Here is a 24526-nt window from a genome sequence, read left to right as displayed (position 1 = left end):
GACGTGCTCATGTCGCCACGCTGTCATCTGGCGCCCATCCCCTCGCAACCCGGCGGCGCCAGCATGGCCGAGCCCCGCCGGGGCGACACGGCCGAACCCCCCGCACCCAGGGAGCCCCTCATGGCACTCATACCCAACGTCTACGCGCGTCGAGTTGGCGTGCTCGCGTCAGCCGCTGCGCTGGCCGCGCTCACCTCCCTCCTCAACGCACCGGCCGCCCAGGCAGCCCCTCCCACCCCCATGAGCGCCTCGGCCGCCCGCGCCTACCTGGCGACGGTCACGCCGAAGACGGAAGGATCCACCAGCGGCTACAGCCGCGACCTCTTCCCGCACTGGAGCACCGTCTCCGGCAGTTGCAACACCCGCGAGACCGTGCTGAAGCGCGACGGCGTGAACGTCGTCCAGAACTCCTCCTGCGCCGCGGTGAGCGGCAGCTGGTACTCCGAGTACGACGGCGCCACCTGGACGGCCGCCTCCGACGTCGACATCGACCATGTCGTCCCGCTCGCCGAGGCCTGGCGGTCCGGTGCTTCCTCCTGGACCACGTCCAAGCGCCAGCAGTTCGCCAACGACCTCACCCGCCCCCAGCTCATCGCGGTCACCGACAACGTCAACCAGGCCAAGGGCGACCTCGACCCCGGCAAGTGGCTGCCGCCGCGGACGGCCTACCGCTGTACGTACGCCCGCATGTGGGTCAACGTGAAACAGTACTGGGGCCTGAGCATGGACTCGGGTGAGAAGACGGCCCTGGTCAACGTCCTGAACGGCTGCTGACCGACCGCTGACCGGCCGCTGACCGGCCGACCGCAGGCCGCCGGCCCGCCGCCGCCCGCGCCACCGGCCGGTCTTTCCCCCGTCAGGGGGAGGCGTCGCTCGCCCTCCCCGTCGTACCGTGATCGAAGGGGCTACGGAAGAGGGGGAGTTGCATGGCCGGATTGCGTCTGGGTCCGCTGCTGCGCCACGTCGACTGGGAGACGGGCGCCGCGGCCACCGTATGGGTCGAGGCGGACCGCCCGTGCACGGCCGAGGTGCGGTGCGCGGACGGGGCCGGCGGCAGCACGCGGACCTTCCAGATAGCCGGACACCACTACGCGCTGGTGACGGTGACCGGCCTGACCCCGGGCGCCACGACGGCGTATGAGGTGCTGCTCGACGGACGGCAGGTGTGGCCGCTGTTCGACAACGACTTCCCGCCGAGCACGATCACCACTCCCGCAGTGGCGGGCCCTGGCCGGCCCGGGCCCGGGCTGCGCGTCACGTTCGGCTCCTGTCGGCAGGCCGTGCCGCCCGCCGGCCGGCACGGGCCGCACGGCGCGGACGCGCTCGACACCCTCGCGGCGCGGCTCGCCGCCGACCCGGAGGCGGAGCGCCCGGACCTCCTGCTGCTGCTCGGCGACCAGGTGTACGCGGATGCCCTGTCGCAGGAGACCCGGCAGTGGCTGGCCGCCCGCCGGGATCTGCGGGAGCCGCCCGGCGCCCAGGTCGCGGACTACGAGGAGTACACCCGGCTCTACTACGAGTCGTGGCTCGACCCGGAGATCCGCTGGCTGCTGTCGACGGTGCCGAGCCTGCACATATTCGACGACCACGACGTCATCGACGACTGGAACACGAGCGCGGCGTGGCTCGCGGAGATGCGGGCGACCCCGTGGTGGCGGGAGCGCGTGCTCAGCGGCCTGATGTCGTACTGGGTGTACCAGCACCTGGGCAACCTCTCCCCCGCCGAGCTGGCGGCCGACGAGCTGCTCGCAGCGGTCCGCGGGGACAAGGACGGCACGGACGCGCTACGGGCCTTCGCCTCCGCGGCGGACGCCGATCCGGCCTCGGCGCGCTGGAGCTACCGGCGCGACTTCGGGCGGACGAGGCTGCTGATGGTGGACACGCGGGCAGCGCGGGTCCTGGCCGAGGACGGGCGGGCGATGCTCGATTCGGCGGAGCAGCAGTGGCTGCGGGAGAACGCGCTGGCCGGGCACGGGAACTACGACCACCTGCTGATCGGGTCCTCGCTGCCCTGGCTGATGCCGCCGCTGATCCACGACGCCGAGACGTGGAATGCGGCACTGTGCCGCGGTGAGCGCGGGCAGCGGTGGGCCCGGATCGGTGAGGATCTGCGGCGGCGCAGCGATCTGGAGCACTGGGCGGCGTTCCCGCCGTCGTTCGCGGCGCTGACGGATCTGATCGAGGAGGTGGGGACGGGCCCCCGGGCACCGTCCACGATCTGCGTGCTCTCCGGGGACGTACACCACGCATACGTGGCGGAGCCCCGAATACCGAGCACATCCCGCATATTCCAGCTGACGTGCTCACCGGTCCACAATTCCATCCATACCGTGGTGAAGTGGGGCTTCCGGCTGGGCTGGTCGCGGACGGGCCGGTGGCTGGGGCGTGGCTTCTCGCTGCACGGGCGGACGGGGCGGCCGCCGCTGAACTGGCGGCGTACGGGCGGTCCGTGGTTCGGGAACCAGTTGATGACGCTGGCGTTGTCCGGGCGGACGGCGCGGCTGCGGCTGGAGCAGTCGCGCAAGAAGCGTCAGGGGGCCCGGTTGGTGACGGTGTTGGACCGGGAGCTCACGGCGGCGCCATAGCTGCCTCCGGCAGGCTCGGTGAGTGCGGGCCGGGTGGGTGGCGGCGGGGTGGACACGGCGGTGGTGCACGATGCGCCCCGGGCACCCGGGGCGGGAGCACCGGGCGTACGCTGTATGGCTGTCAGCCGCCCCTGCCGCTCCCCCGCGACGTCGCGGCGCTTCATGCCGCAGCACGTCAACCGGACTGGGGAGTCCCGCTTTGTTTGAGACTCTGGGGTCGCTGACCGCGAGCCCATGGATCTACGCCCTGGTGGCGGTGTCCGTCGTGCTCGACGTCTTCCTCCCCGTGCTGCCGAGCGGGGTGCTGGTGATCACCGCCGCGGCGGCCGCGGCGGCCGCGGCCGCGGGTGCGGGTGCGGGTGCGGCGGGGCCGGTGCCGGTCCCTGGGCCGGAGCAGGTGCCGGACATCCTGCTGCTGCTCGTCATCGCGACGACCGCGTCGGTGCTGGGTGACATGGCCGCGTACCGGCTGGGTCGGCGCGGCGGGGCAAGGCTGGACCGGGCCATCGCCCGTTCGCGTCGGCTGACGCGCGCCCAGGAGCGCCTGGGCGCGGCCCTCGCGCGCGGTGGCGGGGCTCTGGTGGTGATCGCGCGCTTCGCCCCGGCGGGGCGCAGTGTGGTGTCCCTGGGTGCGGGCAAGACCCAGCGCAAGGTGGCGGAATTTCTGCCGTGGTCGGTCCTGGCGGGCATGGCGTGGGCCGGCTACAGCGTGGCCCTCGGGTACTTCGGCACCCAGTGGCTGGGTACCCAGTGGCTGGGCACGGCGGTGTCGATCGTCGCCCTGTTCGCCGCGGGCGCGCTGGCGGCCTTCCTCGTACGCCGCCCTCCCTCGGCTCCGGCCGCGTCCCCGGCCGCGTAGCGGGCGCAGGGGACGTAGGGGAGCAGGGGGCGTAGGGGCGTAGGGGCGTAGGGGCGTAGGGGAGCGTACGAGGGCGACGTCCGGTCGATCGGCCGGACGTACCCCGTGGCGAGCGCCGGATCCGGGGCGGGCTCCCCCGGGCGGAGCAGTGGCTCACCCGTTCACCCGGCCCCGATCGCCGCTTCCGGCCCTGGCTCCTAGCGTCCGGAGCACGGTGCGCAACCGAATCCGCGTCACATCCCTGGCCCGGTCGCGCCGTTTCGAGGAGCCGAGGAGTTGTCTCCATGCCCGCCACGTCACTCGCCCAGCCGCCGGCCACCGCGCCCCGTCCGCGGTCCGCCGCTCCGCGCCGTCCGCGGTCCGCCGCTCCGCGCCGTCTGCTGACCGCCGCGGCTGCCGCCCTCATCGTCACCGCCGCCGCGCCCGCCACGCTCGCGTACGCGGCCCCGTCCGCCAGCGTCTCCCCCACCGCGGTCGCCCCGGGCGGCCGGGTCTCCCTGAACGTCACGGGGTGCGGCACCAAGGCCGCCCGGGTCACCTCGACCGCGTTCAGCGAGGTACGGCTGACTCCCGGCAACCTTGAGGCCACCAACCTCTTCGGCAACGCCACGGTGTTCTCGAACGCCAACCCCGGCACGCACCGGGTCACCTTCGAGTGCGGAGGCCCCGGCGGCCAGAGCGTCTCCGTCTCCCTCCAGGTCACCACGGGTGCCGCGCGCGGCGGGACGGGCGGCAGCGTCGGCTCGATGAGCCCGGCCCAGATCGCCGTCGGCGGCACCCTCGCCGTGGGCGCCCTGGTCGGCGGGGTGTGGGTGCTGCGCCGACGCGCCGACGCATAGTCGCCCGGTCGGCGGCTCACGCCGGGGCGGCCTGCCCCCGTACGTGGACGCCGTCGAGCAGGGCCGCGGTGGCTTCGGCGACGGCGTCCACCGCCGCGTCGAACACCTCGCGGTTGTGCGCGGCGGGCACCCGGAACCCGGACACCTTCCGGACGTACTGCAGGGCCGCGGCCCTGATCTCCTCCTCGGTGGCCTTCTCGGGGATGGCGGGCGGACGCAGGGTCTTGATCGATCGGCACATGTCTCCACCATCCCGCTCACCGGGGCAGCTCGGCCCCGGAAAGCTTCATGATCAGGCCGGCCTGGAGGCGGGCCCTCAGTTCCGGGTCGTCGACCGTCTCCAGCAGCCCGATGGCCTGCTGGGTCGTCTCGGCGGCCCGGCGGTCGTCGCGCAGCGCGGCGGTCTGGTCGGCCATGTGCCGCAGGGCGATGTCGGCCCGCCGGTGGAAGAGCTGCCCGATCAGGGTCGTGACCAGGCCCGTCGCGCTGGTGACGATGCCGAGGTACAGCTCCCCGCCGGCTTCGGCCTTCCGGACGGCGAGCCCGATGCCGAGGAGCAGGATCGCCGCTCCGGCGCCCGCGAACCGCTGGCTCGTCCCGAAGCTGCTGCGCGCCTGCGTGAGCCCGTAGGCGTAGTACTCGACGAGGATCGGGGTGAAGTCGTCCCGGCGGTCGCCGAGTTGCGCGTGCGTGTCCGGGGTCCGGATGCCGCCGACGTCCTCGAACTTCCGGGGACCCGGCACGGCGAGGGTGGGCCCTGCCGTTGCGTCATCGGGCCCGGAGGTTCCGGTCAGGTGCGCGAGCAGCCGTTCCCGTTCCTCGTTGCGTTTCCGCTCGAAGCCCGCGCCCAGGGAGCGCTCCGTGACCACCAGCACCAGCACGGCCGCGAGCACCGCCGCGGCCACCGCACCCCACGCGAGCCAGTCGCCCATCCTCCGACGATCCCACGGCCTGGCGCGGCGGCCAAGACCTCGGGACTTCGCGGTGCTGATGCGGACACGGCGGGCCGGGCCTAGACTGGCGGCGTCATGAAGGTCACCGAGAGTAGGGAGACTGTCACCATGGCCAAGCGAGGCAACAAGAAGCGGGCCCGCAAGAAGAAGAAGGCCAACCACGGCAAGCGCCCCAACGCCTGAGCCGACCGAAAGACCCCCGCCCCACCGGGCCGGGGGTCTTCGCATGTCAGGGGAAAAGGCGACCGTCCCGTCACGCGATTCCCTGTCGCGTGACGTCACGCGACGTCACGCGATGTCATGCGGTGTCACGTGATCCAGTGGCATGACCCGCATCCGCGCTCCGGGGCCCGATGGCGGAAGAGCAATCCGCCCGTACGACCCTGCCCGCACGGCCCTGCCGGTGCGGCCCCCACGCGAAAAGACGTGACGGCCATGCCGCTCGCATACCGTCCCGGCCGGCCGGGGGCCGCACTGGCCGGGCCGGCGGACCCGCTGACCTCTGCCCGCCGGCAGCTCGGCGGTGCCCCGCTGATCGTGGTGCGGGACCGCAGGCGACCGCCGGCCAACCGGGCTCACAGAAGGGCGCCCGGCCGGCCTGCGGTGCGGGGACCTTCTCGGGGTCGGCATCGACCCCGAGCACCTCGTGTGCGATCTCGGCCATGCAGGCCGCGCGTGTGGCCCCGAGGTAGCAGGTGCCTATTACTGTGACGCGGAAAGGCATGCGGCCCCTCGGTCAGCCGCCCTGTCTGCGATTGTTTCGCCGTTCGGATCAAACACCCTGAACCCACAGAACATTCACGAATTCACCAGACGACCCGTAGCGCACCCGAGAAGGGTTGTAACGGATCGGGCATCTTTTCGACATCAGTCCCAGAACGATTGGGACTCGCAACCGAGGCCATTGGGCCGTATTGACCGGATTGAGGCAGTTCGGAGACTCGCCAACTCCCATAGTTTGACCGAGTCCTGAAAGCCCGTGCGACAGAGCCGTCGCAATCTCTTCACTCTTTCTACACAAACGGGACATATGCCGTCAGGTGCCCTGCGCCTGGCGGCCCGGTTCCGGGGATGGCACATGCTCGCGTTTCTGCTTGAGATCAGAGAATGGTGGAATCACGGGAGCGTCTACCCGTTCGCCGTTTTCATGACGATGATCTGGGCGCTCTGGGTGCTTCGCATCCTGCTGGCCCGCCGCTACAAGCCCTGGACCCGGACCCACCACGCCACCACTTCCGTCATCATCCCGGTGGTCGACGAGCCGGAGGACCTGTTCAGGTCCGTTCTCCGGCGCATCATCGACCAGCAGCCGACGGAGATCATCGTCGTGATCAACGGTCGACGGAATCCCGAGCTCGAACGGATCTGCGACGACGTCGGTGTGATGTGGCTCTGGACCGAGATCCCCGGCAAGCGCAATGCCCTGCGCGTCGGTCTGGAACACGCCACGGGTGAGATCGCGGTGCTCGTCGACTCGGACACCATCTGGACCAAGGACACCCTGACCGAGCTGATCAAGCCGTTCCGCCAGCGCAACGTCGGCGGCGTCACCACCCGCCAGCGCATCCTGGACCCCGGCCGTTCCGTCCTGACCCGCTGGGCGGACTGGCTGGAGAGCGTCCGGTGCCAGTACTCGCTGCCCGCCATGAGCGTCGTGGGCACCGTCGGCTGCCTGCCCGGCCGCACCATCGCGTTCCGCAAGCACATACTCGACACATGCATGGAAGACTTCCTGAGCGAGAAGTTCCTGGGAGTCTTCCTCGAAGTGAGCGACGACCGGACCCTGACGAACTACACGCTCAAGGCCGGCTACAAGTGCGTCTACCAGTCCACGTCTCTCGTGTACACGGACGCCCCCCTGGAACTGAAGAAGCTCGCGAAGCAGCAGTACCGCTGGGCGCGCGGCTCGCAGTACAACACGATGCGCATGTTCTGGTGGATGCTCCGGCACGCCAAGATCCTGTGGCTCTTCTACATGGCGGACATCCTCGTCCCGTTCGTCCTGCTCGGCACGTTCGCGTCGTGGGGCGTCTCGGCCTTCCAGCGGGACAAGCCCGGTATCTACAACGAGCTTCCGCTGCCCGAGGTTCCCTGGCACGCACTGCTCTTCATCCTGGCCCTCGCGGCCGTCATGTCCCTCCTCTCCATGGCGGTCAGGTTCGGCAGGCACTTCGCCTACCGCCCTCAGGACATGCTCTTCCTCCCGGTCTTCATGCTGATCAACACATTCCTCCTGCTGCCCGTACGACTGCTGGGGTTCTTCCGTATGGCACACAACGCGAGCTGGGGCACGCGCGCGGACAGCTTCGCCGGTGAGAGCGCCCGCAGCCCCCTGGTCGTCATCCCCTACCTCCTCGGCGGAGCCCTGCTGTTCGGATCGGTGATGATGAGTGTCTAGGGCCAGGGTCAACAGTCGGCGCCGCAGGCCCCTGCACTGGTGGAACCGCGGTACAGGCATCCGGCTTCGCCTGTGGATGGCCTTCAACCTGGTGCTGCTCTGCGCTCTCAGCTACGGCGTCTACCTGCTGGTGCAGTCCAACGCGGCCCCCGCCTTCGCGGGTTTCGGACAGCAGGAGAACAAGCCGGGCATCACCGAACGGCTCAAGCCGGGCTCAACCGACAAGCCGATACCGAACCGCGCGGACTTCCTCGCGCCGAAGGGAAAGCACTTCGGCGTCAGCACCTTCGAAGCGCCCTGGTCCACCTCGGAGATCGACAAGGTGGCCACCGCAGCCGGCACCCGCCCCACCATGGTCGAGTACTTCGTCAAGTGGACGGAGGACTTCAAGCCGGAGGCGGTCGACGCCTCCTACCGGCAGGGCATGCTGCCCGTACTCTCCTGGGAACCCTGGGCGGGCCCGAAGGCAGGGCTGGACCAGCCCGCGTACTCCCTCGCGTCCATCGCGGCGGGAGAGCACGATGCGTACATCAGCCGTTTCGCCAAGGCTGTCGGTGATCACAAGTGGCCCGTCGCCCTGCGCTTCGCCCATGAGATGAACGGCAACTGGTATCCCTGGTCCGAGCAGCGCAGCGGCAACAAGCCGGGCGAATACGTCAAGGCGTGGCAGCACATCCACGAACTCTTCAGGGCCGCCGGAGCGGACAACGTCATCTGGGTGTGGAGTCCGAACATCCTGCGCCCTGTACCGAAGGTGAGCCTTCAGGCCCTGTACCCCGGTAAGGAGTACGTCGACTGGGTCGGTCTGGTGGGCTACGCGGCAGAAGAGAAGAATGCCGCCCAGGTGTTCGACCCCACCCTGGAAGCCCTGCGGAAGTTCGCCGCCCACCCGGTGCTCATCACCGAAACCGGAGCCCGTCCGGGCCCCCTCAAGGCCCCCTGGACCGCGGACTTCTTCACCTGGCTCAACAAGGTGCCGGACGTCATCGGGTTCATCTGGTTCGAGCGCAGTGAAAACGAAGGCGGCGGCGCCGACTGGCGGTTCTCCACCGACCCGGCGACGACCCAGTCCTTCAGGACGGGACTCGGCGGAGTCGACCTCGTGTCGACCGCCGGACAGTCCGGCTGACTCCTTCTCCACCAGCCCGAGGACACCGGCTGCCACGCGGTGAGGGCGGCGCTACGGTACCGGCGACGGCGGGAGGCGTCTTCGGGCCGTCGTTTCCCCCGCCCGCGAGAGAGACGGCCTCGGACCCGATGTCCCGTCCGGCCGAGCGGCTCCGTACGCTCCGGCGAACCGACCTGCCGCTCAGCCCGACAGAATCGGCTCGCCACCCGGAGCGTCCGCGAGCTCCAGGTCGGCGAGCCCCCCGCGGAAGGCCTTCTGCGTCTCGGCGGTCTCCGCGAACCGCCAGTCCTGCTTGCCCCCCTGCTCGACACTCCGTTCGAACCACACGAAGCCGATCACATCGGGGCGCCCCCGCAGCCAGGTGAAGAAGTCCGCGATCCACAGGGCCTTGTCGTCGCCGGGCCGGGCGCCGGTCTCCGCGATCAGGACAGGCCTGCGGGTGAACGCCCGCATCTCCTTGAGAGCCGGTTCGAAGACGTCCGCGGCCCGCATCTCGTGCTTGCGGTAGCCGCTGAGGCCGATGATGTCGACGTACTCGTCGCCGGGGTACAACGGCTGCAGACGGACCTTCTCCACCGTGCGCAGAATGTTCGGGCTCCACTGCCAGACCACGTTGCGCACGCCGACCTCGGTGAAGAGGTCGTGGACGTGGCGCCACGCCTCCACGTACTCGCCGGCGCTGTTCCCGTTGCGCCGCTCCGCCCACGGGAACCACGTGCCGTTCATCTCGTGCGCGAACCGCAGGATCACCGGCCGGCCGTGCGCCTTCATGTCTTGGGCGAAGCGCCTGATGTAGGCGTCGTGCCGGCCGCTGGAAATCTCCGCCAGCGCGTACTGCGGCTGCTCGGTCCCGGCCTCAACCGAGCTCCAGGGCTCCCACGTCAGCAGCGGAACAGCGCCCTGCTGGTACGTCGCGTCGACGGCGTCCCGGCGGTAGTCCTCGGTCCACTTCGCGAAGTACTCCAGCAGGTTCGGTCGCCCACCCGCCCGCTGCGCCACCAGGTCCGTCTCCTGGGGCGACCACGGCGTCTCGAGCGCGCTGACGCCGAAGTACTTGCCCCGCACCGGGATCAGCCGCTGGGCAACCGGAGAGACGGCCGGCGCCGCCGGGCCGGGAGAGGCCGTGCTCCGCTCCGAAGGACTTCCGGACGACGCAGCTGAGCTCCCTGCCGACCGATCGGGAGTTCCCTCGCTGGAACAGCCCGTCAGTACCGCCGACATGGCCAGCAGCACCGCCGGAAACACCCGGCGGCTCGATCGGACGGCCTCGGGGCCGACGAGGGCGGCTTTGACACAGGTGGACACACGGGAAACCTACCTGGTGGGCGCGGAGCTTCGACCGGCGAGGCCGCCGGCCGCCCTGGCAGCACCGGATGTCGGGTTCCCCCGCGGAGTCGTGCCATCGTTCTGCGCAGTGCGTTCCCCGTGGCCGCCCCCTCGCTCCGGCAGCGCAGTGAGGACCTCGGCCGTACGGGTTCCGTCCCCGATGAAGACACAACGGGCTCCCGGGGAGTCCCCGGGAGCCCGTCATCAAAAATGCCTGGTCAGACACGGTGGGCGCGGACGGTTTCGAACCGCCGACATCTGCTTTGTAAGCTCGCCAGGCTAGGAAGTTGACGTCGGACGGCCTGCCTGCCCGCTCTCCAACCATCGCGTCAAGAGCAGCCGCGACCCATCGGCGTGCGCAGCCGTTGCCGTCAGCGGTTGCCGTCAGAACGCAACTGCTGGCAGATGACTCCGGAGGCCCCGTACACCAAGGGCGTCCCAACAGGCCAAGCCCTCAAAGTATGGTCGGCCACAGTTCACCGTCCGCGAATAGGCCGCAGTCCAGGAAACCTGCCCTCAGCCCGGGTCGACGTGCGGGCACAGCTCATGCTTCCGATACCCACCTGGCACGCCGCGGCCGACAGCGATCCAGAACGCCTCCGCGTCTCTCAGGTGGCCGCCAAGGGTGTGCCAGGACACGTCGCCAGACTCGTCCCGCAGCGCGGTGAGACCCGCTGATGCCAAGCCGCAACCCTGGTATTCCGGCACGGTATAGGGCTCCTCTACCCAAGCCAGCCGGCACTGGGAGCAGACCCGGTAGTCGACGCTGAACACGCATTCGCCATCCCAGTTCGCTGCCCGCTCCCGCCACCCGCTCCGCAGGGGCGAGGGGACGTCCTGCCACGGGGTGTCCAGCTCTACTCGGTGCGGCTCCTCCCATCGTCCCAGTAGCCTACGGCCCACCCTTTGAAGCAGCCCACGCGGCGGTTCCTGCTCGAAAGTAGGACCCACTTCGTGTGCCTGCCCAGCCAAGAGCCGCGCCGCATCCTTGTTCGCCTCGGTCGTCATAGATCGAGCGTTCCCCACCCTGTCGGCAAGGACTCTGACCAATTGGAGGGCTCCGCGACCACCAGAGAATGGGGCGCCGCTCATCGTGCTCATGCGCGGTCTGTGCCCCCATGCCCCCTTGCAGTTCTCGCCCGGTGCTCGCACCGTGGTCAGGACGTGGCTCGGCGTTCTGACGACGCAGGGGGAGGGCGACACGGGTGAGCTCAGCGACACCTTGGGCGAAGGAAACGTTCGGAGCCTCGGCAGAAAAGCTGGCCGTGGCGATCCCGGCCAGCCTCGTCGAGGCTCACAATCGAGCCCGACACGGACATGAAGGTGTCCACACTCAGACCCTAGAGGCGTACGGCCACGGCCTGCACGCAGCACAGTACGAAGCACTGGAAGCCAGACTGACTCCCTTCGACGGAGCGGTAGCTCGACGACTTCAAGGCCGAACGGTGGTGATCGTTGGCAACAACGTCATCTACCCGATCCGGTACGCGAAGAAGGACGTGCCTGTCACGGCGGCACGGCTTCGAAAGGCCGGCGGCTTCAGGGCCGACCTCATACGGCGCCATGGCCCGGAGCCGATGCAACAGGCCCTCGACCTCGGCCTCGAAGAGCTGGAAGAGGAGCACGTGCACCCGGATTTGGCTCTACTCGAGCCAGAGCTGCGGCTGATCATCGTGGCGTACGCCTGCTCGATGGAACGGGGCGTCATGCGGGTGGAGTGGGGCTCAGCAGAGCTCCGCCGCGAGGACCGCTACCTCATCTGGCACCACCACGAGCCCCTCCTCCCGCCGGACATCACGCGAGCGGCTTAGTCACCGTGATCAGTTCAACCACAACTGACACTCCGCCGACCTGACCTGCGGCTGAGCCGCCGTGAGTTGTCAACGTTGGTCACGAGTGAGCGCCCTCCCACGGCCCCAAGACAGCCCGGGAGGGTGGCGACGCTCCAGCCATAGTGACTCCTTCCCAAACTCTTTGAGTCATGGTGATGCCGAGAGCTTTAGGGTGTCGCCATGACGAACGAGCCGGTGGGCCAGAGAGCTGCCAATATATCTGCGCGGACGGCTTCCGCAAGTGCAGGGGCAATTGTCGGAGCGGTCGTAGGAGGTCCTGTAGGAGCAGCGCTAGGGGCTGGGATCCAGGAGGCGCTCAACGAGGTGGCTCCCAGGCTCATCAAGACGTTGATTCGGCGTCGGGAAGAGCGTGCTGCACAGGTCATAGCTGTGGGCGCCATATCCGCAGGACAGGGGATCGATCGTTTCTCCGAGACGATCGAGGGCAGCCCCGAACTGCTGGCTCTTCTCTCCGAAACCGTCCAAGCCGCAATGGAGACTCCTCTGGAGGCCAAAATTCACGCTCTGGGCCTTTGTTTGGCTCGCGGAGTCGAGGACGACACGAGGGTCGACGCGGAACGTCTTCGAGTTCGCGGCCTTGCGAGGGTTGAGACTCAGGAAGCCAAGCTCATGGCGTTGATCAATCAACCGCAGCCTGATGCACGGGCAACTTGGCTTGGCTGGAGCAGAGGCGAGATCCTGGAGCGCCTTCCCGGATATGCCGATGTGCTGGATGCTTCGATGGCGCTCCTGGTCGCTGAGGGAATCGCTGCCGACGCTGGTGTTGGAGGATACGGAGGAGGCGGGACTGGGCAGGAACAATGGATCCTCACCAGCTTTGGTCGGGACTGCCTGCGGTTGCTTGAAGCGCTTGCAGTTGGTGATACGCGCCCCGGCACCGAACAGCCTTAGACCGTCACTCTCTGATCCTACGGATCGGCTGCACAGCTTTTGCCGGGCCAACTGGGTCGGGTATCGGATCGAGCGAACATTCGCGGAGCCACCCGATCCCAGGCTCAGCTTGCCCAGCCCACCCTCTTGGCGGCCTTACGCCCCGGATTAGCAGTACGGCCCGGTCAGAACGATGCCTCCGGCGGGTGCGCTCCGGCTCCGGGATTGCCTGGGGCCGTCGAGTGGGTGCGGGTTGATGGGGGGTGAGTGGCTACCGTCCCGCCTCTGGTGTGCTCGATCAGCCGCGCGCCGGCGGAGCCGGGCCAGAGCGGGCGCCGAAGGCGTGGAGCGTCAGGCCCAGCACTGGAGCCGATAGCGCGCACGGTGAGCGGAGCGAGCCGCCTTGACGGAGTAGACCACACCACCCTCCGCGGATGGTTGGGTCGCACTTGAGGCCCCACCCGCCTCAGCGGCAGCTCTTTAGAGCACCGATCACGGTTGCGGGATCCCCGTCGTACCGCACATGCGGCTCGTCGGTCTCGGGAGGGAAGAACCGGGTGCGATAGCGCTGGAGGTCGCTCTCCGAGAAGTAGATCGAGTTCGGGTCGTTCTCGTGGAACTGGTTCCGCCTGCTGATCCGGTCCCACAGCTCGTCATGGTCTACCGCGAGGTAGACGATGAGAGGGGTGGCCCCCGCGTTGGTGGCGATCGAACGCCACTTCGCTCGCTCCTCCGGCGTCCAGAAGCCGTGATCGACCACCACGTCGTGACCGGCTTTCAGGTGCTCTGTCAGCTCGACGGCCACGTCTTCGAGGACGGGGCGCTCAAGAGTCGGAAAGACGCCTCGCGGAAAGTCCACCCCGTAGACGCCGTGCCGGCGGAACATTTCCTCGTCTGGGCACAGGCGCACAAAGCCGCGGTCGGTGAGGGCGCGGGACAGGGTGGTCTTGCCAGAGCCGGGAAGCCCCACCATGAGGACGCAGATCGGCCGGCAGGGCAGCGTGGGGGTCGCCTGTGTCTCGTCCGCGCCGCTCATGCAACGACCTCAGATTCCGTCCGCCATGTCCGGCCGGGGCCGCCGAGGTCTACCCCGTACTCCACGACGTTGCCCTCGCTGTCCACGAACTTCGCGGTCATGACGACCACCGGGTCCGCAGGTGTGTCATCGGGATCCAGCTCCAGGAGCTCCACGTACGCAGGGGTCAGGCGGGAAGCAGAGGCCGTGTCGATGCGGTGGCTGATCGGGTGTCCGGTCGCCTCCGCGATGAGCTGCAGCGAGGTCCCCCCTGTCAGCCGCTCGCTCACCGCCAGCTGCGGGATCAGCTTGGCGTAGCGAGCGGGAATCCACGACGTGCTGTGCGCGACGATGCCGTGCCGGTCCCGGTAGACGCGGCTACGGCGGACCACCTCAGAGCCGGGCTGAACATCCAGAGCCTGCGCCACATCCGCGGGCGCCGGCACCACGGCGGCCTGGTGCGAGTCGGAGCGCTCGCCGTCTCCCCAGCTGGAACCCGTACGGCGTCCGCGATCCTGTCGCTGAGAACCGGAGGACATGGGGGAAGGCGGGTCCAAGACCTCTGTGCCGATGCCGTGGATGCCCCGAATGAGTCCGTCATTGCGGAGCTTGCGCAGCGCCTTCTCGACTGTGGCTGTGCTGACCTGCCACTCCTCCGAGAGGTTCTTGATGCTCGGCATGAGGGTTCCCGGTTGCAGCTCACCGGACGCGATCAGCTCGGCGTAGTGGGCAGCAATCCTCGCGTAAGGCGCCCGATTGTCGGCCTGGCCTGCCATGTCGTTCGCTCCTCGTCGTGACATCCCTGAGGTTCCCTAGCCTACTGCTTGACACCGCAGGGAACCCTAGGGAACCTTAGGGACGTGCTCGCCGGACGGTCAACCCGGCCGGGGAGTGCGGGACCTCGACGTGCCTTGCTTCAGGGCTAGCCGAGGTCAAGGGGCCCGGGACAGAGCGGGCCGAGGGTCCCGGGTCCCTGGTCAACCGGAGGGCAAGACCGAAAGGTCACCGTCTCGCACGCCTGCAACGGGAGCGCGCTCCCGAAGGCGAGACACGTGAATCGCCAACTTCCGCAGTCACACGACTGCGGCCGGTTGCCTCCTCCGCCCGTCCGGCGCCCCTGGCGCTGGACGGGCGGGGTTGAGGGGAACCGGAGCTCTTCCTGTTCCACAACGAAGCGCAGCCCCGGTGCTGGAACACCGGGGCTGCTGTTCGGTCCCGTTCCTGTGTAGAAGGAGCAAGACCCATGAAGTCCATCGCTGCACTTCACGACGTTGTTACCCCGTGGTCCGACGGTCTGGAGCCGTCGGATGCGGAGCTTGAGGCGATCGAGGTTGAGTTGCCGCTGATCCTGGCGGAGCGCGACCTGCTCGACGCGGAGATCATGACGCTGGACCGCACGCCGACCGAGGTGGACGAGCAGCGGCTGCGCCGGGCCTGCCGGCGCGTGCTCGCCGCCCGGACCGCGCTGGAGAACCGGGCCGCCCACCTCCCGTCTTCCGGTGGCGCGGCATGAGCAAGCAGATCTTCGGCGCGCAGATGTCCCTGCGCTGCTGCAACACCACCAGCCCGGCAGCGGCGGACGGTCCGCGCTGGCAGCTGTACGTGGCCATGACCGGTCTGGTCAGCGAGTGGCCGACCTTCACCTGGCCGCCCACCGCTGAAATCCCGACCTTGGACGAGCGGGCTCGGGCCCTGGCGGACCTCGGGTTCGCGCTGGCCGAGGATGTCGAGTGGGAGTGGACGGAGCACGAGGGGCCGGGCTACCACCCGCATCCGGCGCGTGTGCTCTTGCTCTGCTCGGCCAAGGTCCGACCGCTGGGCGGTGGGTCATGAACCGCACCGGGAGGGTTCTGCTGGTGCTGGCCCTGGTGGCCGTGGTCGGCATGGCGTTCCGGGTGTCCTGGAACGCGCTGCGGGACGTGGCCCGGGCCATCGGCGCGGACACCACGGCCGCCTGGCTCTACCCCTTCGTGGTCGACGGGCTGATGGCCCTGGCCCTCGTCGCCGCCCTCGTCCTGACCGGGGACTCGCGGAAGTTCGCGCTGCGGGTGCTGGCCTCCTACACGCTCGCCTCGCTGGTCCTGAACTACGTGCACGGCCTTGTGCCGGACCTGCACGCGGAGTCGATCGGCTGGAGTCGACTGGCCGAGGGCGACTGGACGAACTGGGCGCTCGTGCTGCTGGCGACGTCGCTTCCGGTCGGGTCGATCTACTTCGGTTCCGACCTCGTCGCCAAAGTCCTCCACCACCGCCCGCCGGTCGACCCGACCGAGCCCAAATTAGCTCAGACCGATGCAAATCAGTCGACGGCTGAGCTGGGCGAATCGGTGGTGGAAGAGACCACCGCCCTGCCCGTCCCGGCGTCGGCGCTGGAGCGCGTGCCGGTCGCTTCGGTCGACGTGGCGGCCGTGCCGGTCGAGGTGCGGGTGCCGGTTGCCGCGGCGGAGGTGTCGCGTCCTCGTCGGGCGACCGGTCGGGTGCCGGTGGCGGCTCGGTCGAGCCGACCGGTCCGGTCGGAGGCTGAGCTTCTGGCGGAGGCCCGGAGCCTGACGGAGTCGTGGCCGGTCGAGAAGCTGACCGGCGAAGGGATCCGCAAGGCCCTGCACACCTCCGCGGCCAAGGCACGGGGTGTGCGGGAGACGCTGAAGGCGGAGCGCGAACGTGACGCCGCGGCGGTGAGCTGATGGCCACCCTGCCCGTCTACCCGTGGCGGCTCGCTCCGGACGGGTTGGCCACCCGCCGTCAGCTCCGCGCGGCAGGGCTCCGCCCCGGCGGTCAGGACGTCGTCGCGCAGGTGGAGCGTCCGCGACGGCGGCGCGGTCCGCTGACCGCGTTCCTGTACCGGATCGACCGCGCCCGCCCCGTCCGGCCGATGACCGCGGCCAAGACGGCCGCTCTCGACAGGGCGAACGCCGCCCGCCGTACCTGCCCCGCCTGCCGCACCGATGCCGGATACGTCATCCCGGTCTCGCTCGGCATGTGCGTCCCCTGCGCCTACCCCGAAGGAGCGCCCGATGGAGCGTGACGAGCAGTTCATCGCCTACATGAAGGCATTCGCGGCCTCCTCCAAGCACTTGGGCGACTGCGCCGCCTGCCAGGCCGACGAGCCGTGCGAGACCGGCAAGCCCCTGCACACGGACTTCATCGCCCAGCAGGACGCCTGGCACGCCCGCACCTGACCCTTGCGAAGGGAGACGACCGTGAACCACCTGCCCGAACCCCACCGACCGCCCAACGTCGTGCAACTCCCCGACGGCCGCCACGTCTACGCCGACACCCTTCCCGTCCCCTACACCGGCCCGCAGGTCGTGCACCAGCACATCCACCAGGCCGCCCCGGACAAGACCGTGCAGCGCGTCGCGCTGGGCTCCGGAGTCGGCGCCGGCGCGGTCGCCGCCGGGGTGTACTTCGGCCCGCTGCTGGTCGGCGCGCTCACGGCGATCGCCGCCAATCTGGCGATGCTCGCCTTCCTCGCCCTCGTCCTGGGCTGGGGTGTCCACACCGTGGTGAAGTCGATCGGGAGCCCTGAGGCCGGAGCGGCCGTGAAGAACGTCCGTAGGGCCCGCCGCCGTCGGGGCTGACGGCTGCCTGAGCCACCCGCCCCCGCATCGGGGCGGGTGGTGAAGGGGAGCCGGACAGCCCGGTCTCCAGAGATGGAGTCCAGTGATGGCGCAGGACCCGAAGTTCACCGCTCGTGAGATCACGCAGATCGGCTGGTATACGGCCCGGATGGCCAAGCGCGGGATCGCCGGGGAGAACGTCCACCTCGGCGACCTGCAGAAGAAGGTCGACCGGATCATCGACGGCGCCCGCGACCGCGAAGCCCAGCAGGCCGCAGACCAGGCCGAGGCCGAGAAGGCCGCCCGCAAGACCCGCGCCAAGAACACCAAGAAGTAGCTGTGCCCCGGGGCGGCCGCCCTCTCGCCAAAGAACGCCGGCCGCCCCGGGCCCTACCCACCCGCCTTGTCAGCGAGAGCAGGAGTTCTCAGCATGACCGACAACGTCGTCCCTCTCTTCAAAGACCCCACCACCGGCACCTACACGCTCCCCGGCGACACCCCCACCGCCCCGACGGCCGCCCCGACGGCAGATGCGGTACGGCGGGTGCGGGTGTGGCGCCGCTCCGTCCGTGGCCTGCGGGCCGTGGTCACGCACGAGCGGACCCGCACCACGGCCCGGCTGGTGGCCCGGCACGGCATGTACGTCATCGGTGGCACCCGCGTCACCGCCCGCCGCACCTGGGAAGGCCGGACCGCCTCCCGGTACGAGCGCATGATCCGCGCCGCCGAGGCGGCGGGAAGCTTCGACGAGGCAAAGGAGTGGGAGGACCGCCTCACCCGCTACCGCGCCGCACGCCACCAACGCCGCATGGACCTCCTCAAGGCACCGCAGGACGCGGTGAAGAGCGCCGGATACGCCATCGGCCTCACCACCGGTGGCCTGCTTCTGCTGGGGATCGTGCTGGCCATAGGCACGAAAGACCCCTCGTGGATCCTCGCTCCGCTCACCACGGTGATCGCTGCGGTCCACTGGATCGTCACGGTTGGCACGATCGTGTGGGGCCCGGCCGTCACCGTCGGCCCGTGGCTCGCGCTCCTCGCCCTGTGGGCCGTCGGGCGCAGGCAGCAGACGGCCCCGCAGTGGACGCTTCCCGCCAAGGAACGCGACACCGCCGGGGCGCCCATCACGCCGTCGGTCGTCGTCACCGCCCTGCGCGACCTCGGCATCGCCCCGCTCCGGTCCGCCATCAAGGAGATGGGCGACGCCGGCGCGGCGATGCTCGGCCCGATCCGGATCGCCGGATGCGGTGTCGAAGTCGACGTCACCCTCCCCTCCGGCGTCTCCACTGCCGAAGTCCAGGGGCGCCGGCGGAAGCTCGCCGAGAACCTGGCCCGGCACGAACACGAAGTGTTCATCACCCTCCCCACCGCCGCCCGCACCGTCCGGCTGTGGATCGCCGACTCCGGCGCCCTCGACGAACCGATCGGCCCCTCCCCCCTCACCACCGACGGCACCCTCAAGGCCGACTACAAGTCCGGCCGCGCACCCTGGGGCCAGGACCTGCGCGGCGACGCCGCCCTGATCAGCCTCTATCAGCGCATGCTGCTGATCACCGGACTCTCGAACCAGGGCAAGACCGCCGCCCTGCGCGCCCTCGCCCTGTGGCTGGCGCTCGATCGCACGGTGGAGTTCCGGATCGCCGACCTCAAGGGCGTCGGGGACTGGGACATGTTCGACGGACTCGCCACCACCCTCATCCAGGGGCCGACGGACGAGCACGTCATCCAGGCGACCGAGATGCTGGAAGCCGGTGTTGCGGAGATGGAACGCCGCATCCAGGCCCCGCCCGGCAGCACCTTCCCCCCGCTCGTGCTGGTCGTGGATGAGGCGCAGGTGGCGTTCATGTGCCCGGCCGTCGGCGACGACAAGCGCCCCTACGGCGGCTCCAAGGCCACGTCCCGGTACTTCATGGCCGCGCGGAAGATCCACAACCAGGGGCGGGCTGTGGACGTGCTGCTGTGGGAGGGCACGCAGGACCCCACCGACCAGAACCTCCCCAAGCTCGTCCGCGAAGGCGCCCACACCCGCATCAGCCTCGCCCTCGGCACCGAATCCCAAGCCCGCATGGCCCTCGGCGACAAAGCCGTTGACGGCGGCGCGGCGCCACACCTGCTCCGCCAGGGCCTCGACAAGGGGACCGTGGTCGTCGCCTCCGACGGCATCACCATCCCCGCCGGCCAGGCATCCATCACGGTCCGGACCCACTACATCGACACCGACACCGCCGCCATCATCGCCGACCGCGCCAAGACCCTGCGCTCCGGGATCACCACCGCCCACACCGTCCCGGACGCGGACGAGCACGACCCGCTCGCGGACATCCTCACCGTCCTCGGAACCGACACCCGCGTCCTCACCCAGGAGGTCCTCAAGCGGCTCGCCGCGCTGAACGGCAAGGCGTACGGGCGGTGGTCGTTCATCGACCTCAAGCGCGTCCTCGACGGCACCGGCGCGGAGCCGTACAAGTCCGACGGCCGCATGGTCATCGGCCGCGACCGCATCACCCGCGCCCTCACCAACCGCCCCAACGAGGGTTCCGCTTCCGCCGCCGAGTAGAGGGAGCCGACCCCCGCACGGTCAGGGAGGCAGGGAGAACTCCCTGACCGCCTCCCTGACCCGTCTCCCTGCCTGTGACCTGCGCAAATGATCTGCCAGGGAGGCAGGGAGGCACCGCAGGCCAGACCCCCGAAACCCCCTCCACGCGCACCCCGGCAGGGGGTGCCCCGGCCTCCCTGCCGACCGCATGGCAGGGGTTCCGCTTCATCCGTCCGGACATGCCGAGAGCGGCCCCCACATCCGCCAAGATCCGGGGCCGCTCTCGTCCAGAACACCAAGAACTGGAGAGACCAGCATGACCCACCCCACCGCCATCCGGCGAGACCACACCGGCGACCGGCCGCTACTCACCGCGCTCCAGCTCGCCGAACGGGGCCTGCCCGTGCTGCCACTGCGGGAGGGCAAGGGCCCCATGGGCAACTGCCGAGCCTGCCGGAAGAACACCTGTGGCGGCCGGCCGAACATGAAGACCCCCGGCCCCTGCGCCTGCCCGGCGCCGTGCCACGCCTGGGCCGCCGCCACCACCGACCCGACCGTCCTGACCTCCGCCGCATGGGCCCCGGCCTGGCGGCAGGCCGCGGTCGTCGCGTACCACCCCGGGGGTACCGGCCTCACCGTGGTCGACCTCGACAACGCCGACGCGGTCGCTTGGGCCCGCCAGAATCTCCCGGCGACCAGGACCGTGGCGAGCACCCGCGGGGAGCACTGGATCTATCTGGGCGCCATGCCCTCCCGCAATGACGTACGTCCGGGCGTGGACATCAAGTCGCTGATGTCCTATGCCCGGTGGCTCGGCGCTGGCACCGGCGCCGTGGCGCCGCTCCCGGACGTCGTGCGCGCTCTCGCCGTGAAGGAGCCCACCGCGGCCCGGCGGGTATCTCGCCCCGTGACTGCGGCGGCGCCGGTCGGGGGCGGGAAGTGCCCTCACCTTTCGCCCGCCTACCTGGAACGCGGTATCGCCATGGCCGCGCAGCGGATCGAGGACGCCCCGGACGGCATCCACCGGACCGTGTACCGGATGTTCCTCGCGGTGCTGTCCGCGCACGGCCGGTGCGGCTGCCTCACCGACGCCCACATCAAGCGCCTGTTCACCGCCGCGCAGGGCAGGGGCGAGTCCTTGCGGCACTGCGAGGACGCGTGGTCCAACGCCGTTGCTGCTCTGGGGATGTGACATGCCTGAGGAAGAGAAGAACCCCGCCCGCGAAGTCATCACCGACTACGCGCAGGCCCACTTCCGGTACTTCCGCACCGTCGATGGCACCGTCTACGCCCAGCGCAACGGCCACCCCGTGGCCCGTCCGATCCGCTCGCAGGGAACGACCGGGAGCCACCGGCAGGAACTCATGGTCGGCCTGTTCCGCGACGGGGTCGGCGTCTTCAACGGAACCGCCCTGAAGGAGGCACTTGACTTGATCGAAGCACTCGCGCTCACTGAGGACGTCCAGCCCGTCCACATCCGCGTAGCTCCCGGATTCGACGGGGCGACGTGGCTGGACCTGGGCCGCGACGACGGCCAGTCCGTCCGTATCCACCCGAACGGCTGGGACATCTGCACCCCCAACCCGCGGGAAGTGTGCTGGCGGCGCACCCAGCTCACCGGCGAACTCCCCCTCCCGGTCAAGGACACCGACGGCAAGGGCATCGACCTGCTGATGCGCCTGGTCAACTTCGCCAGCGCCCAGAGCGAGGGCCTGGCTCTGGCCTGGCTCGTCGGCTGCCTCGGCCCCGACGTCCCCGTCCCCGCCCCGTTCCTCACCGGCCCCCAGGGCGCGGGCAAGTCCACCGCCGGCAAGATGCTCGTCCGCATCATCGAGGGCATGAGCGGCGACCTGCGCCGCCCGCCCAAGGACGAAGAGAACCTCATCACCGCCGTTGCCGCCGGGTGGATCACCGGGCTGGACAACCTCTCCCACCTCGGCCCGGACCTCTCCGATCTCATGTGCTGCATCGTCACCGGCGCCGAGAACATCAAGCGGGCCCTGTTCACCGACGGCGACGTCGTCCGCTCCCGCTACCGCCGCCCGCTGCTGCTGACCGGTATCGACGTGGGCGTGATCCGCCCCGACCTTGCCGAACGCCTCCTGCCTCTCCGTCTGGAACGCCCCCGTGTACGGCGTACTGAGGCGGAGCTGTGGACGGAGTTCGCGCGGGACCTGCCCGTGATCCTCGGCTCCGTCCTCGACCTCGCCGTAAGCGTCCGCGCCGCCCAAGCGGACATCCCGACCGACCTGCGCATGGCCGACTTCGCCCACCTGTGCGCCCAGCTCGACGCCGCCCGCAGCTTCGGCGCGCTGGACGCCTACCGGTCCAGCCTCGACGACCTCAACGACGACGTCATCGAGGGCGACCTCCTCGCCCAGACCGTCCTCAAGCACGCCGCCGACACCGAACCGGCCACCGAGGTCCGGATGACGTCGGCAGAGTGGCTGCACGCGCTGACCCAGCTCTACACCGGCGAGGACTTCCGCGCGCTGCCCAAGGGGTGGCCCACCACCGGCAAAGTCCTCTCCGACCGCCTCAAGCGCCTCCAGCCCGTCCTCGCAGCCCGCGGCGTCCTCATCGACTGGGGCCGCACCCGCGCCGCCCGCTACATCGCCATGGCCCGGCCCCAGGCCCCGCAGGACGAGCAGAAGGACCTCTTCTAAACCCCGCCCCGGTGGTCCCGGCCGCACAAGCAAGAGGAGCACCCCGGCCAGGCGGGCGGTGCTCTTCTTGCTCTTCGGCGGCCGCGCCGCCGCCCAAAGGGCGTGCCGCTCTGCGGCTCCGCATTTCGCCCGAAGGCGCACATAACAACAGAGACAAGTCCCTCTCTTTTCCTAAGTAGGAAGACGCTGCGTCACCTGCGTCACGGCGGCCCCGAAAACCGGCCCTGGCCTGCACCAACGGCGGTGACGCAGAGCCCATTTTCCTGCGTCACCGTTCGTCACCTGCGTCACCCCGTGACGGACGGCTGTGTCACGGGTGACACAGCCCCACGCCCCCTGCGTCACGCGAACCCGCAGGTCAGGGCCCTGAATGACGCTGATGACGCCGTGACGCAGAAATCCCAACCTCGGACACACACGCACTGACCACCACCTCGGAGGCCGCTGTGAGTTCCCCCCTGCCCACTACCCACCAGGCCCTGACCGTCCCCGAGGTCATGGCCGCGCTGCGGCTCAGCCGCTTCACCGTCTACAACCTGATCCGCTCCCGCGCCCTGGCGAGCTTCACCGAGGGCCGCTCGCGCCGGATCCCCGCAGACAGCGTTCGCGCCTACCTGGAAGCCAAGTTGGAGGAAGCCGCCTGATGGCACGCAAGAGGAATCCGAACGGCGCCGGCAGCATCTGGCAGCGCAGCGACGGGCGTTACGAGGCGCGTGTCTACGTCCCGCAGCCCGACGGCACCCGCGCCCGCAAAACCGTGTACGGCAAGACGTGGGCGGAGTGCGACGCGAAGCGGCAAGAGCTCGTGCTGCGCGATCGCCAGGGCGTCCCGACGCCGACTCGCTCGGCCAAGCTCTCCGAGTGGCTGCCCTACTGGCTGGACACGTTCGTCAAGCAGGACCGTAAGAAGACGACGTACGCCAAGTACGAGACCCACGTCCGCCTGTACCTCATCCCGCAACTGGGCTCCAAGCGTCTGGAGACCCTCGGCGTGCGGGACGTGCGGCGGATGCTGGCTGCCGTCACCGCGCAGACTTCCGCCGCGACCGCGAAGGAGTCGCACCGCGTGCTGCGCAGCGCGCTCACCGCGGCGAACCGCGAGGAGCTGATCAGCCGCAACGTGGTGATGCTCGTGCCGGCGCCGCGGGTGGTGCAGCGCGAGTTGAAGCCGTGGGACCTCGACGAGACCCTGACGTTCCTGGAGGCCAGTCGGCGCGACCCGCTGTACGCGGCCTTCGTGCTCGCAGTGGCACTGGGGCTGCGCCGGGGCGAGATCCTCGGGTTGCGCTGGTCCGACATCGACCTCGACCGCCGGACCCTGACCGTGCGGAACCAGATCCAGCGGGTGCAGAAGGAGCTGTACGCGGACTCCACCAAGAACCGGCGGAGCCGGGTTATCCCCCTCCCCCGGATGTGCGTGGCGCCCCTGCGCTGGCAGCGCATGCGGCAGGCCGCGCTGCAGGCCGCGGCCAAGGACAAGGAGTGGGAGGAGAGCGACTACGTGTTCACGACCCGCACCGGCCGGCCGATCGAGCCGCGCAACATCAGTCGGTCCTTCGAGCGGATCGGGCAGGACGCCGGCCTGCCGCGGATCCGGCTGCACGACGCGCGGCACGGGTGCGCCACGCTGCTGTTCGCGGCCGGGGTGGCACCTCGGGTGGTGATGGAGATCCTGGGTCACTCGCAGATCGCCGTCACGATGAACATCTACACCCACGTGGCCGACAGCGGCAGGCGGGAGGCCATGGGGCACATGGACCGGCTGCTGCGCCGGCGGCGGCCGACCGAGTAGGCATTGCCGTCACTTTTAGCCGTCAAAGGCCCCCAACCAAGATCGGTTGGGGGCCTTTTGACTGGTGGGCGCGGACGGTTTCGAACCGCCGACATCTGCTTTGTAAGAGCAGCGCTCTACCCCTGAGCTACGCACCCGTGGATGA

The 24526-nt window shown here is 69.8% G+C and carries 27 protein-coding genes and 1 tRNA gene; 21 read left to right on the top strand and 7 right to left on the bottom strand.

What is annotated here, in order from left to right; translation table 11 throughout:
• The first annotated feature begins 129 nt into the window (after positions 1-129).
• The 4 genes from ACIPXC_RS12955 to ACIPXC_RS12940 all read left to right on the top strand — a co-directional run bounded on the left by ACIPXC_RS12955 (position 130) and on the right by ACIPXC_RS12940 (position 4283).
• Positions 130-774, top strand: a complete 645-nt coding sequence (locus tag ACIPXC_RS12955) for an HNH endonuclease family protein (RefSeq protein WP_401616446.1) — start codon at positions 130-132, stop codon at positions 772-774.
• A 152-nt stretch (positions 775-926) separates the two neighbouring features.
• Positions 927-2585 (top strand): alkaline phosphatase D family protein, encoded by a 1659-nt coding sequence (locus tag ACIPXC_RS12950; protein WP_401616319.1) that lies wholly within the window; start codon positions 927-929, stop codon positions 2583-2585.
• A 199-nt stretch (positions 2586-2784) separates the two neighbouring features.
• Complete coding sequence (locus ACIPXC_RS12945) at positions 2785-3444, top strand: DedA family protein (RefSeq protein ID WP_401616317.1); 660 nt, start codon at positions 2785-2787, stop codon at positions 3442-3444.
• 284 nt (positions 3445-3728) lie between these two features.
• Positions 3729-4283 carry a hypothetical protein gene (locus ACIPXC_RS12940; RefSeq protein ID WP_401616315.1) on the top strand — a complete coding sequence of 185 codons (555 nt, stop codon included), beginning with the start codon at positions 3729-3731 and terminating at the stop codon, positions 4281-4283.
• 16 nt (positions 4284-4299) lie between these two features.
• On the opposite strand, the gene ACIPXC_RS12935 is transcribed toward ACIPXC_RS12940, so the two are convergent.
• Positions 4300-4524 carry a DUF2277 domain-containing protein gene (locus tag ACIPXC_RS12935; protein ID WP_046775049.1) on the bottom strand — a complete coding sequence of 75 codons (225 nt, stop codon included), beginning with the start codon at positions 4522-4524 and terminating at the stop codon, positions 4300-4302.
• A 16-nt stretch (positions 4525-4540) separates the two neighbouring features.
• A complete protein-coding gene (locus tag ACIPXC_RS12930; RefSeq protein WP_401616313.1) occupies positions 4541-5215 on the bottom strand; it encodes a hypothetical protein in 675 nt (224 codons plus the stop codon).
• A gap of 129 nt (positions 5216-5344) precedes the next feature.
• Between ACIPXC_RS12930 and ACIPXC_RS12925 the strand changes: the two genes are divergently transcribed.
• Positions 5345-5419 carry a 50S ribosomal protein bL37 gene (locus ACIPXC_RS12925; RefSeq protein ID WP_099895366.1) on the top strand — a complete coding sequence of 25 codons (75 nt, stop codon included), beginning with the start codon at positions 5345-5347 and terminating at the stop codon, positions 5417-5419.
• A gap of 115 nt (positions 5420-5534) precedes the next feature.
• On the opposite strand, the gene ACIPXC_RS12920 is transcribed toward ACIPXC_RS12925, so the two are convergent.
• Entirely contained in the window at positions 5535-5900 is a 366-nt protein-coding gene (locus ACIPXC_RS12920) for a hypothetical protein (RefSeq protein ID WP_401616311.1), read from the bottom strand.
• 483 nt (positions 5901-6383) lie between these two features.
• Between ACIPXC_RS12920 and ACIPXC_RS12915 the strand changes: the two genes are divergently transcribed.
• Complete coding sequence (locus ACIPXC_RS12915; protein WP_401616309.1) at positions 6384-7634, top strand: glycosyltransferase family 2 protein; 1251 nt, start codon at positions 6384-6386, stop codon at positions 7632-7634.
• A 76-nt stretch (positions 7635-7710) separates the two neighbouring features.
• On the top strand, positions 7711-8763 hold the full coding sequence (locus tag ACIPXC_RS12910) for a glycoside hydrolase family 26 protein (protein ID WP_401616307.1): 1053 nt from the start codon (positions 7711-7713) through the stop codon (positions 8761-8763).
• A 180-nt stretch (positions 8764-8943) separates the two neighbouring features.
• On the opposite strand, the gene ACIPXC_RS12905 is transcribed toward ACIPXC_RS12910, so the two are convergent.
• Positions 8944-9828, bottom strand: a complete 885-nt coding sequence (locus ACIPXC_RS12905; protein ID WP_401616305.1) for a glycoside hydrolase family 26 protein — start codon at positions 9826-9828, stop codon at positions 8944-8946.
• Between the two features lie 1466 nt (positions 9829-11294).
• Between ACIPXC_RS12905 and ACIPXC_RS12900 the strand changes: the two genes are divergently transcribed.
• Positions 11295-11900, top strand: coding sequence for a hypothetical protein (locus tag ACIPXC_RS12900; protein WP_401616303.1), 606 nt, complete (start codon positions 11295-11297; stop codon positions 11898-11900).
• 201 nt (positions 11901-12101) lie between these two features.
• Positions 12102-12833 carry a hypothetical protein gene (locus ACIPXC_RS12895; RefSeq protein WP_401616302.1) on the top strand — a complete coding sequence of 244 codons (732 nt, stop codon included), beginning with the start codon at positions 12102-12104 and terminating at the stop codon, positions 12831-12833.
• Between the two features lie 445 nt (positions 12834-13278).
• Here the strand turns inward: ACIPXC_RS12895 and ACIPXC_RS12890 are convergent, their stop codons facing one another.
• Both ACIPXC_RS12890 and ACIPXC_RS12885 read right to left on the bottom strand, forming a co-directional pair.
• Entirely contained in the window at positions 13279-13848 is a 570-nt protein-coding gene (locus ACIPXC_RS12890; RefSeq protein WP_401616300.1) for an AAA family ATPase, read from the bottom strand.
• Positions 13845-14603, bottom strand: a complete 759-nt coding sequence (locus tag ACIPXC_RS12885; protein ID WP_401616298.1) for a GntR family transcriptional regulator — start codon at positions 14601-14603, stop codon at positions 13845-13847. The genes ACIPXC_RS12890 and ACIPXC_RS12885 overlap by 4 nt, the downstream gene beginning before the upstream one ends.
• 467 nt (positions 14604-15070) lie before the next feature.
• On the opposite strand from ACIPXC_RS12885, the gene ACIPXC_RS12880 reads away from it, so the two are divergent.
• The 12 genes from ACIPXC_RS12880 (at position 15071) to xerC (ending at position 24381) form a co-directional block, all read left to right on the top strand.
• Positions 15071-15340: a DUF6284 family protein gene (locus tag ACIPXC_RS12880; RefSeq protein WP_381818210.1), complete on the top strand. Its 270-nt coding sequence runs from the start codon at positions 15071-15073 to the stop codon at positions 15338-15340.
• The gene (locus tag ACIPXC_RS12875) at positions 15337-15660 is read left to right on the top strand and encodes a DUF6303 family protein (RefSeq protein WP_401616297.1); all 324 of its coding nucleotides are present in this window, start codon (positions 15337-15339) and stop codon (positions 15658-15660) included. Before ACIPXC_RS12880 ends, ACIPXC_RS12875 begins: the two co-directional genes overlap by 4 nt.
• Positions 15657-16511, top strand: a complete 855-nt coding sequence (locus ACIPXC_RS12870) for a DUF2637 domain-containing protein (RefSeq protein WP_401616295.1) — start codon at positions 15657-15659, stop codon at positions 16509-16511. The genes ACIPXC_RS12875 and ACIPXC_RS12870 overlap by 4 nt, the downstream gene beginning before the upstream one ends.
• On the top strand, positions 16511-16852 hold the full coding sequence (locus tag ACIPXC_RS12865) for an RRQRL motif-containing zinc-binding protein (protein WP_401616293.1): 342 nt from the start codon (positions 16511-16513) through the stop codon (positions 16850-16852). The genes ACIPXC_RS12870 and ACIPXC_RS12865 overlap by 1 nt, the downstream gene beginning before the upstream one ends.
• A complete protein-coding gene (locus tag ACIPXC_RS12860) occupies positions 16842-17006 on the top strand; it encodes a hypothetical protein (protein ID WP_401616291.1) in 165 nt (54 codons plus the stop codon). Before ACIPXC_RS12865 ends, ACIPXC_RS12860 begins: the two co-directional genes overlap by 11 nt.
• Before the next feature lie 21 nt (positions 17007-17027).
• Complete coding sequence (locus ACIPXC_RS12855; protein ID WP_401616289.1) at positions 17028-17408, top strand: DUF6251 family protein; 381 nt, start codon at positions 17028-17030, stop codon at positions 17406-17408.
• Between the two features lie 85 nt (positions 17409-17493).
• A complete protein-coding gene (locus ACIPXC_RS12850; RefSeq protein ID WP_401616288.1) occupies positions 17494-17724 on the top strand; it encodes a DUF6257 family protein in 231 nt (76 codons plus the stop codon).
• A gap of 93 nt (positions 17725-17817) precedes the next feature.
• Positions 17818-19944: an ATP-binding protein gene (locus tag ACIPXC_RS12845; RefSeq protein ID WP_401616286.1), complete on the top strand. Its 2127-nt coding sequence runs from the start codon at positions 17818-17820 to the stop codon at positions 19942-19944.
• A 295-nt stretch (positions 19945-20239) separates the two neighbouring features.
• The gene (locus tag ACIPXC_RS12840; protein WP_401616284.1) at positions 20240-21115 is read left to right on the top strand and encodes a bifunctional DNA primase/polymerase; all 876 of its coding nucleotides are present in this window, start codon (positions 20240-20242) and stop codon (positions 21113-21115) included.
• A gap of 1 nt (position 21116) precedes the next feature.
• A complete protein-coding gene (locus ACIPXC_RS12835) occupies positions 21117-22589 on the top strand; it encodes an ATP-binding protein (RefSeq protein WP_401616282.1) in 1473 nt (490 codons plus the stop codon).
• A 446-nt stretch (positions 22590-23035) separates the two neighbouring features.
• Positions 23036-23233, top strand: coding sequence for a helix-turn-helix domain-containing protein (locus ACIPXC_RS12830; RefSeq protein ID WP_046775035.1), 198 nt, complete (start codon positions 23036-23038; stop codon positions 23231-23233).
• The gene (gene xerC, locus ACIPXC_RS12825; RefSeq protein ID WP_401616280.1) at positions 23233-24381 is read left to right on the top strand and encodes a tyrosine recombinase XerC; all 1149 of its coding nucleotides are present in this window, start codon (positions 23233-23235) and stop codon (positions 24379-24381) included. The genes ACIPXC_RS12830 and xerC overlap by 1 nt, the downstream gene beginning before the upstream one ends.
• A gap of 62 nt (positions 24382-24443) precedes the next feature.
• Here the strand turns inward: xerC and ACIPXC_RS12820 are convergent.
• Positions 24444-24518 (bottom strand) — tRNA-Val (locus ACIPXC_RS12820).
• Positions 24519-24526 lie beyond the last annotated feature (8 nt).

The organism is Streptomyces sp. NPDC090021 (genome assembly GCF_044748225.1).
Lineage (GTDB): Bacteria > Actinomycetota > Actinomycetes > Streptomycetales > Streptomycetaceae > Streptomyces.
The sequence above is the reverse complement of the archived record's forward strand: the minus strand, read 5'-3'. Positions and strand labels throughout refer to the sequence as shown.

Excerpts from the sequence above, each read along its gene's own strand:
- ACIPXC_RS12850 (WP_401616288.1), top strand. The coding sequence starts at position 17,494 with ATGGCGCAGGACCCGAAGTTCACCGCTCGTGAGATCACGCAGATCGGC.
- ACIPXC_RS12860 (WP_401616291.1), top strand. The coding sequence starts at position 16,842 with ATGGAGCGTGACGAGCAGTTCATCGCCTACATGAAGGCATTCGCGGCC.
- ACIPXC_RS12840 (WP_401616284.1), top strand. The coding sequence starts at position 20,240 with ATGACCCACCCCACCGCCATCCGGCGAGACCACACCGGCGACCGGCCG.
- ACIPXC_RS12935 (WP_046775049.1), bottom strand. The coding sequence starts at position 4,524 with ATGTGCCGATCGATCAAGACCCTGCGTCCGCCCGCCATCCCCGAGAAG.
- ACIPXC_RS12865 (WP_401616293.1), top strand. The coding sequence starts at position 16,511 with ATGGCCACCCTGCCCGTCTACCCGTGGCGGCTCGCTCCGGACGGGTTG.
- ACIPXC_RS12895 (WP_401616302.1), top strand. The coding sequence starts at position 12,102 with ATGACGAACGAGCCGGTGGGCCAGAGAGCTGCCAATATATCTGCGCGG.
- ACIPXC_RS12940 (WP_401616315.1), top strand. The coding sequence starts at position 3,729 with ATGCCCGCCACGTCACTCGCCCAGCCGCCGGCCACCGCGCCCCGTCCG.
- ACIPXC_RS12930 (WP_401616313.1), bottom strand. The coding sequence starts at position 5,215 with ATGGGCGACTGGCTCGCGTGGGGTGCGGTGGCCGCGGCGGTGCTCGCG.
- ACIPXC_RS12885 (WP_401616298.1), bottom strand. The coding sequence starts at position 14,603 with ATGGCAGGCCAGGCCGACAATCGGGCGCCTTACGCGAGGATTGCTGCC.
- ACIPXC_RS12870 (WP_401616295.1), top strand. The coding sequence starts at position 15,657 with ATGAACCGCACCGGGAGGGTTCTGCTGGTGCTGGCCCTGGTGGCCGTG.
- ACIPXC_RS12950 (WP_401616319.1), top strand. The coding sequence starts at position 927 with ATGGCCGGATTGCGTCTGGGTCCGCTGCTGCGCCACGTCGACTGGGAG.
- ACIPXC_RS12910 (WP_401616307.1), top strand. The coding sequence starts at position 7,711 with ATGGCCTTCAACCTGGTGCTGCTCTGCGCTCTCAGCTACGGCGTCTAC.
- ACIPXC_RS12835 (WP_401616282.1), top strand. The coding sequence starts at position 21,117 with ATGCCTGAGGAAGAGAAGAACCCCGCCCGCGAAGTCATCACCGACTAC.
- ACIPXC_RS12880 (WP_381818210.1), top strand. The coding sequence starts at position 15,071 with ATGAAGTCCATCGCTGCACTTCACGACGTTGTTACCCCGTGGTCCGAC.
- ACIPXC_RS12920 (WP_401616311.1), bottom strand. The coding sequence starts at position 5,900 with ATGGCCGAGATCGCACACGAGGTGCTCGGGGTCGATGCCGACCCCGAG.
- xerC (WP_401616280.1), top strand. The coding sequence starts at position 23,233 with ATGGCACGCAAGAGGAATCCGAACGGCGCCGGCAGCATCTGGCAGCGC.
- ACIPXC_RS12890 (WP_401616300.1), bottom strand. The coding sequence starts at position 13,848 with ATGAGCGGCGCGGACGAGACACAGGCGACCCCCACGCTGCCCTGCCGG.
- ACIPXC_RS12915 (WP_401616309.1), top strand. The coding sequence starts at position 6,384 with ATGACGATGATCTGGGCGCTCTGGGTGCTTCGCATCCTGCTGGCCCGC.
- ACIPXC_RS12845 (WP_401616286.1), top strand. The coding sequence starts at position 17,818 with ATGACCGACAACGTCGTCCCTCTCTTCAAAGACCCCACCACCGGCACC.
- ACIPXC_RS12875 (WP_401616297.1), top strand. The coding sequence starts at position 15,337 with ATGAGCAAGCAGATCTTCGGCGCGCAGATGTCCCTGCGCTGCTGCAAC.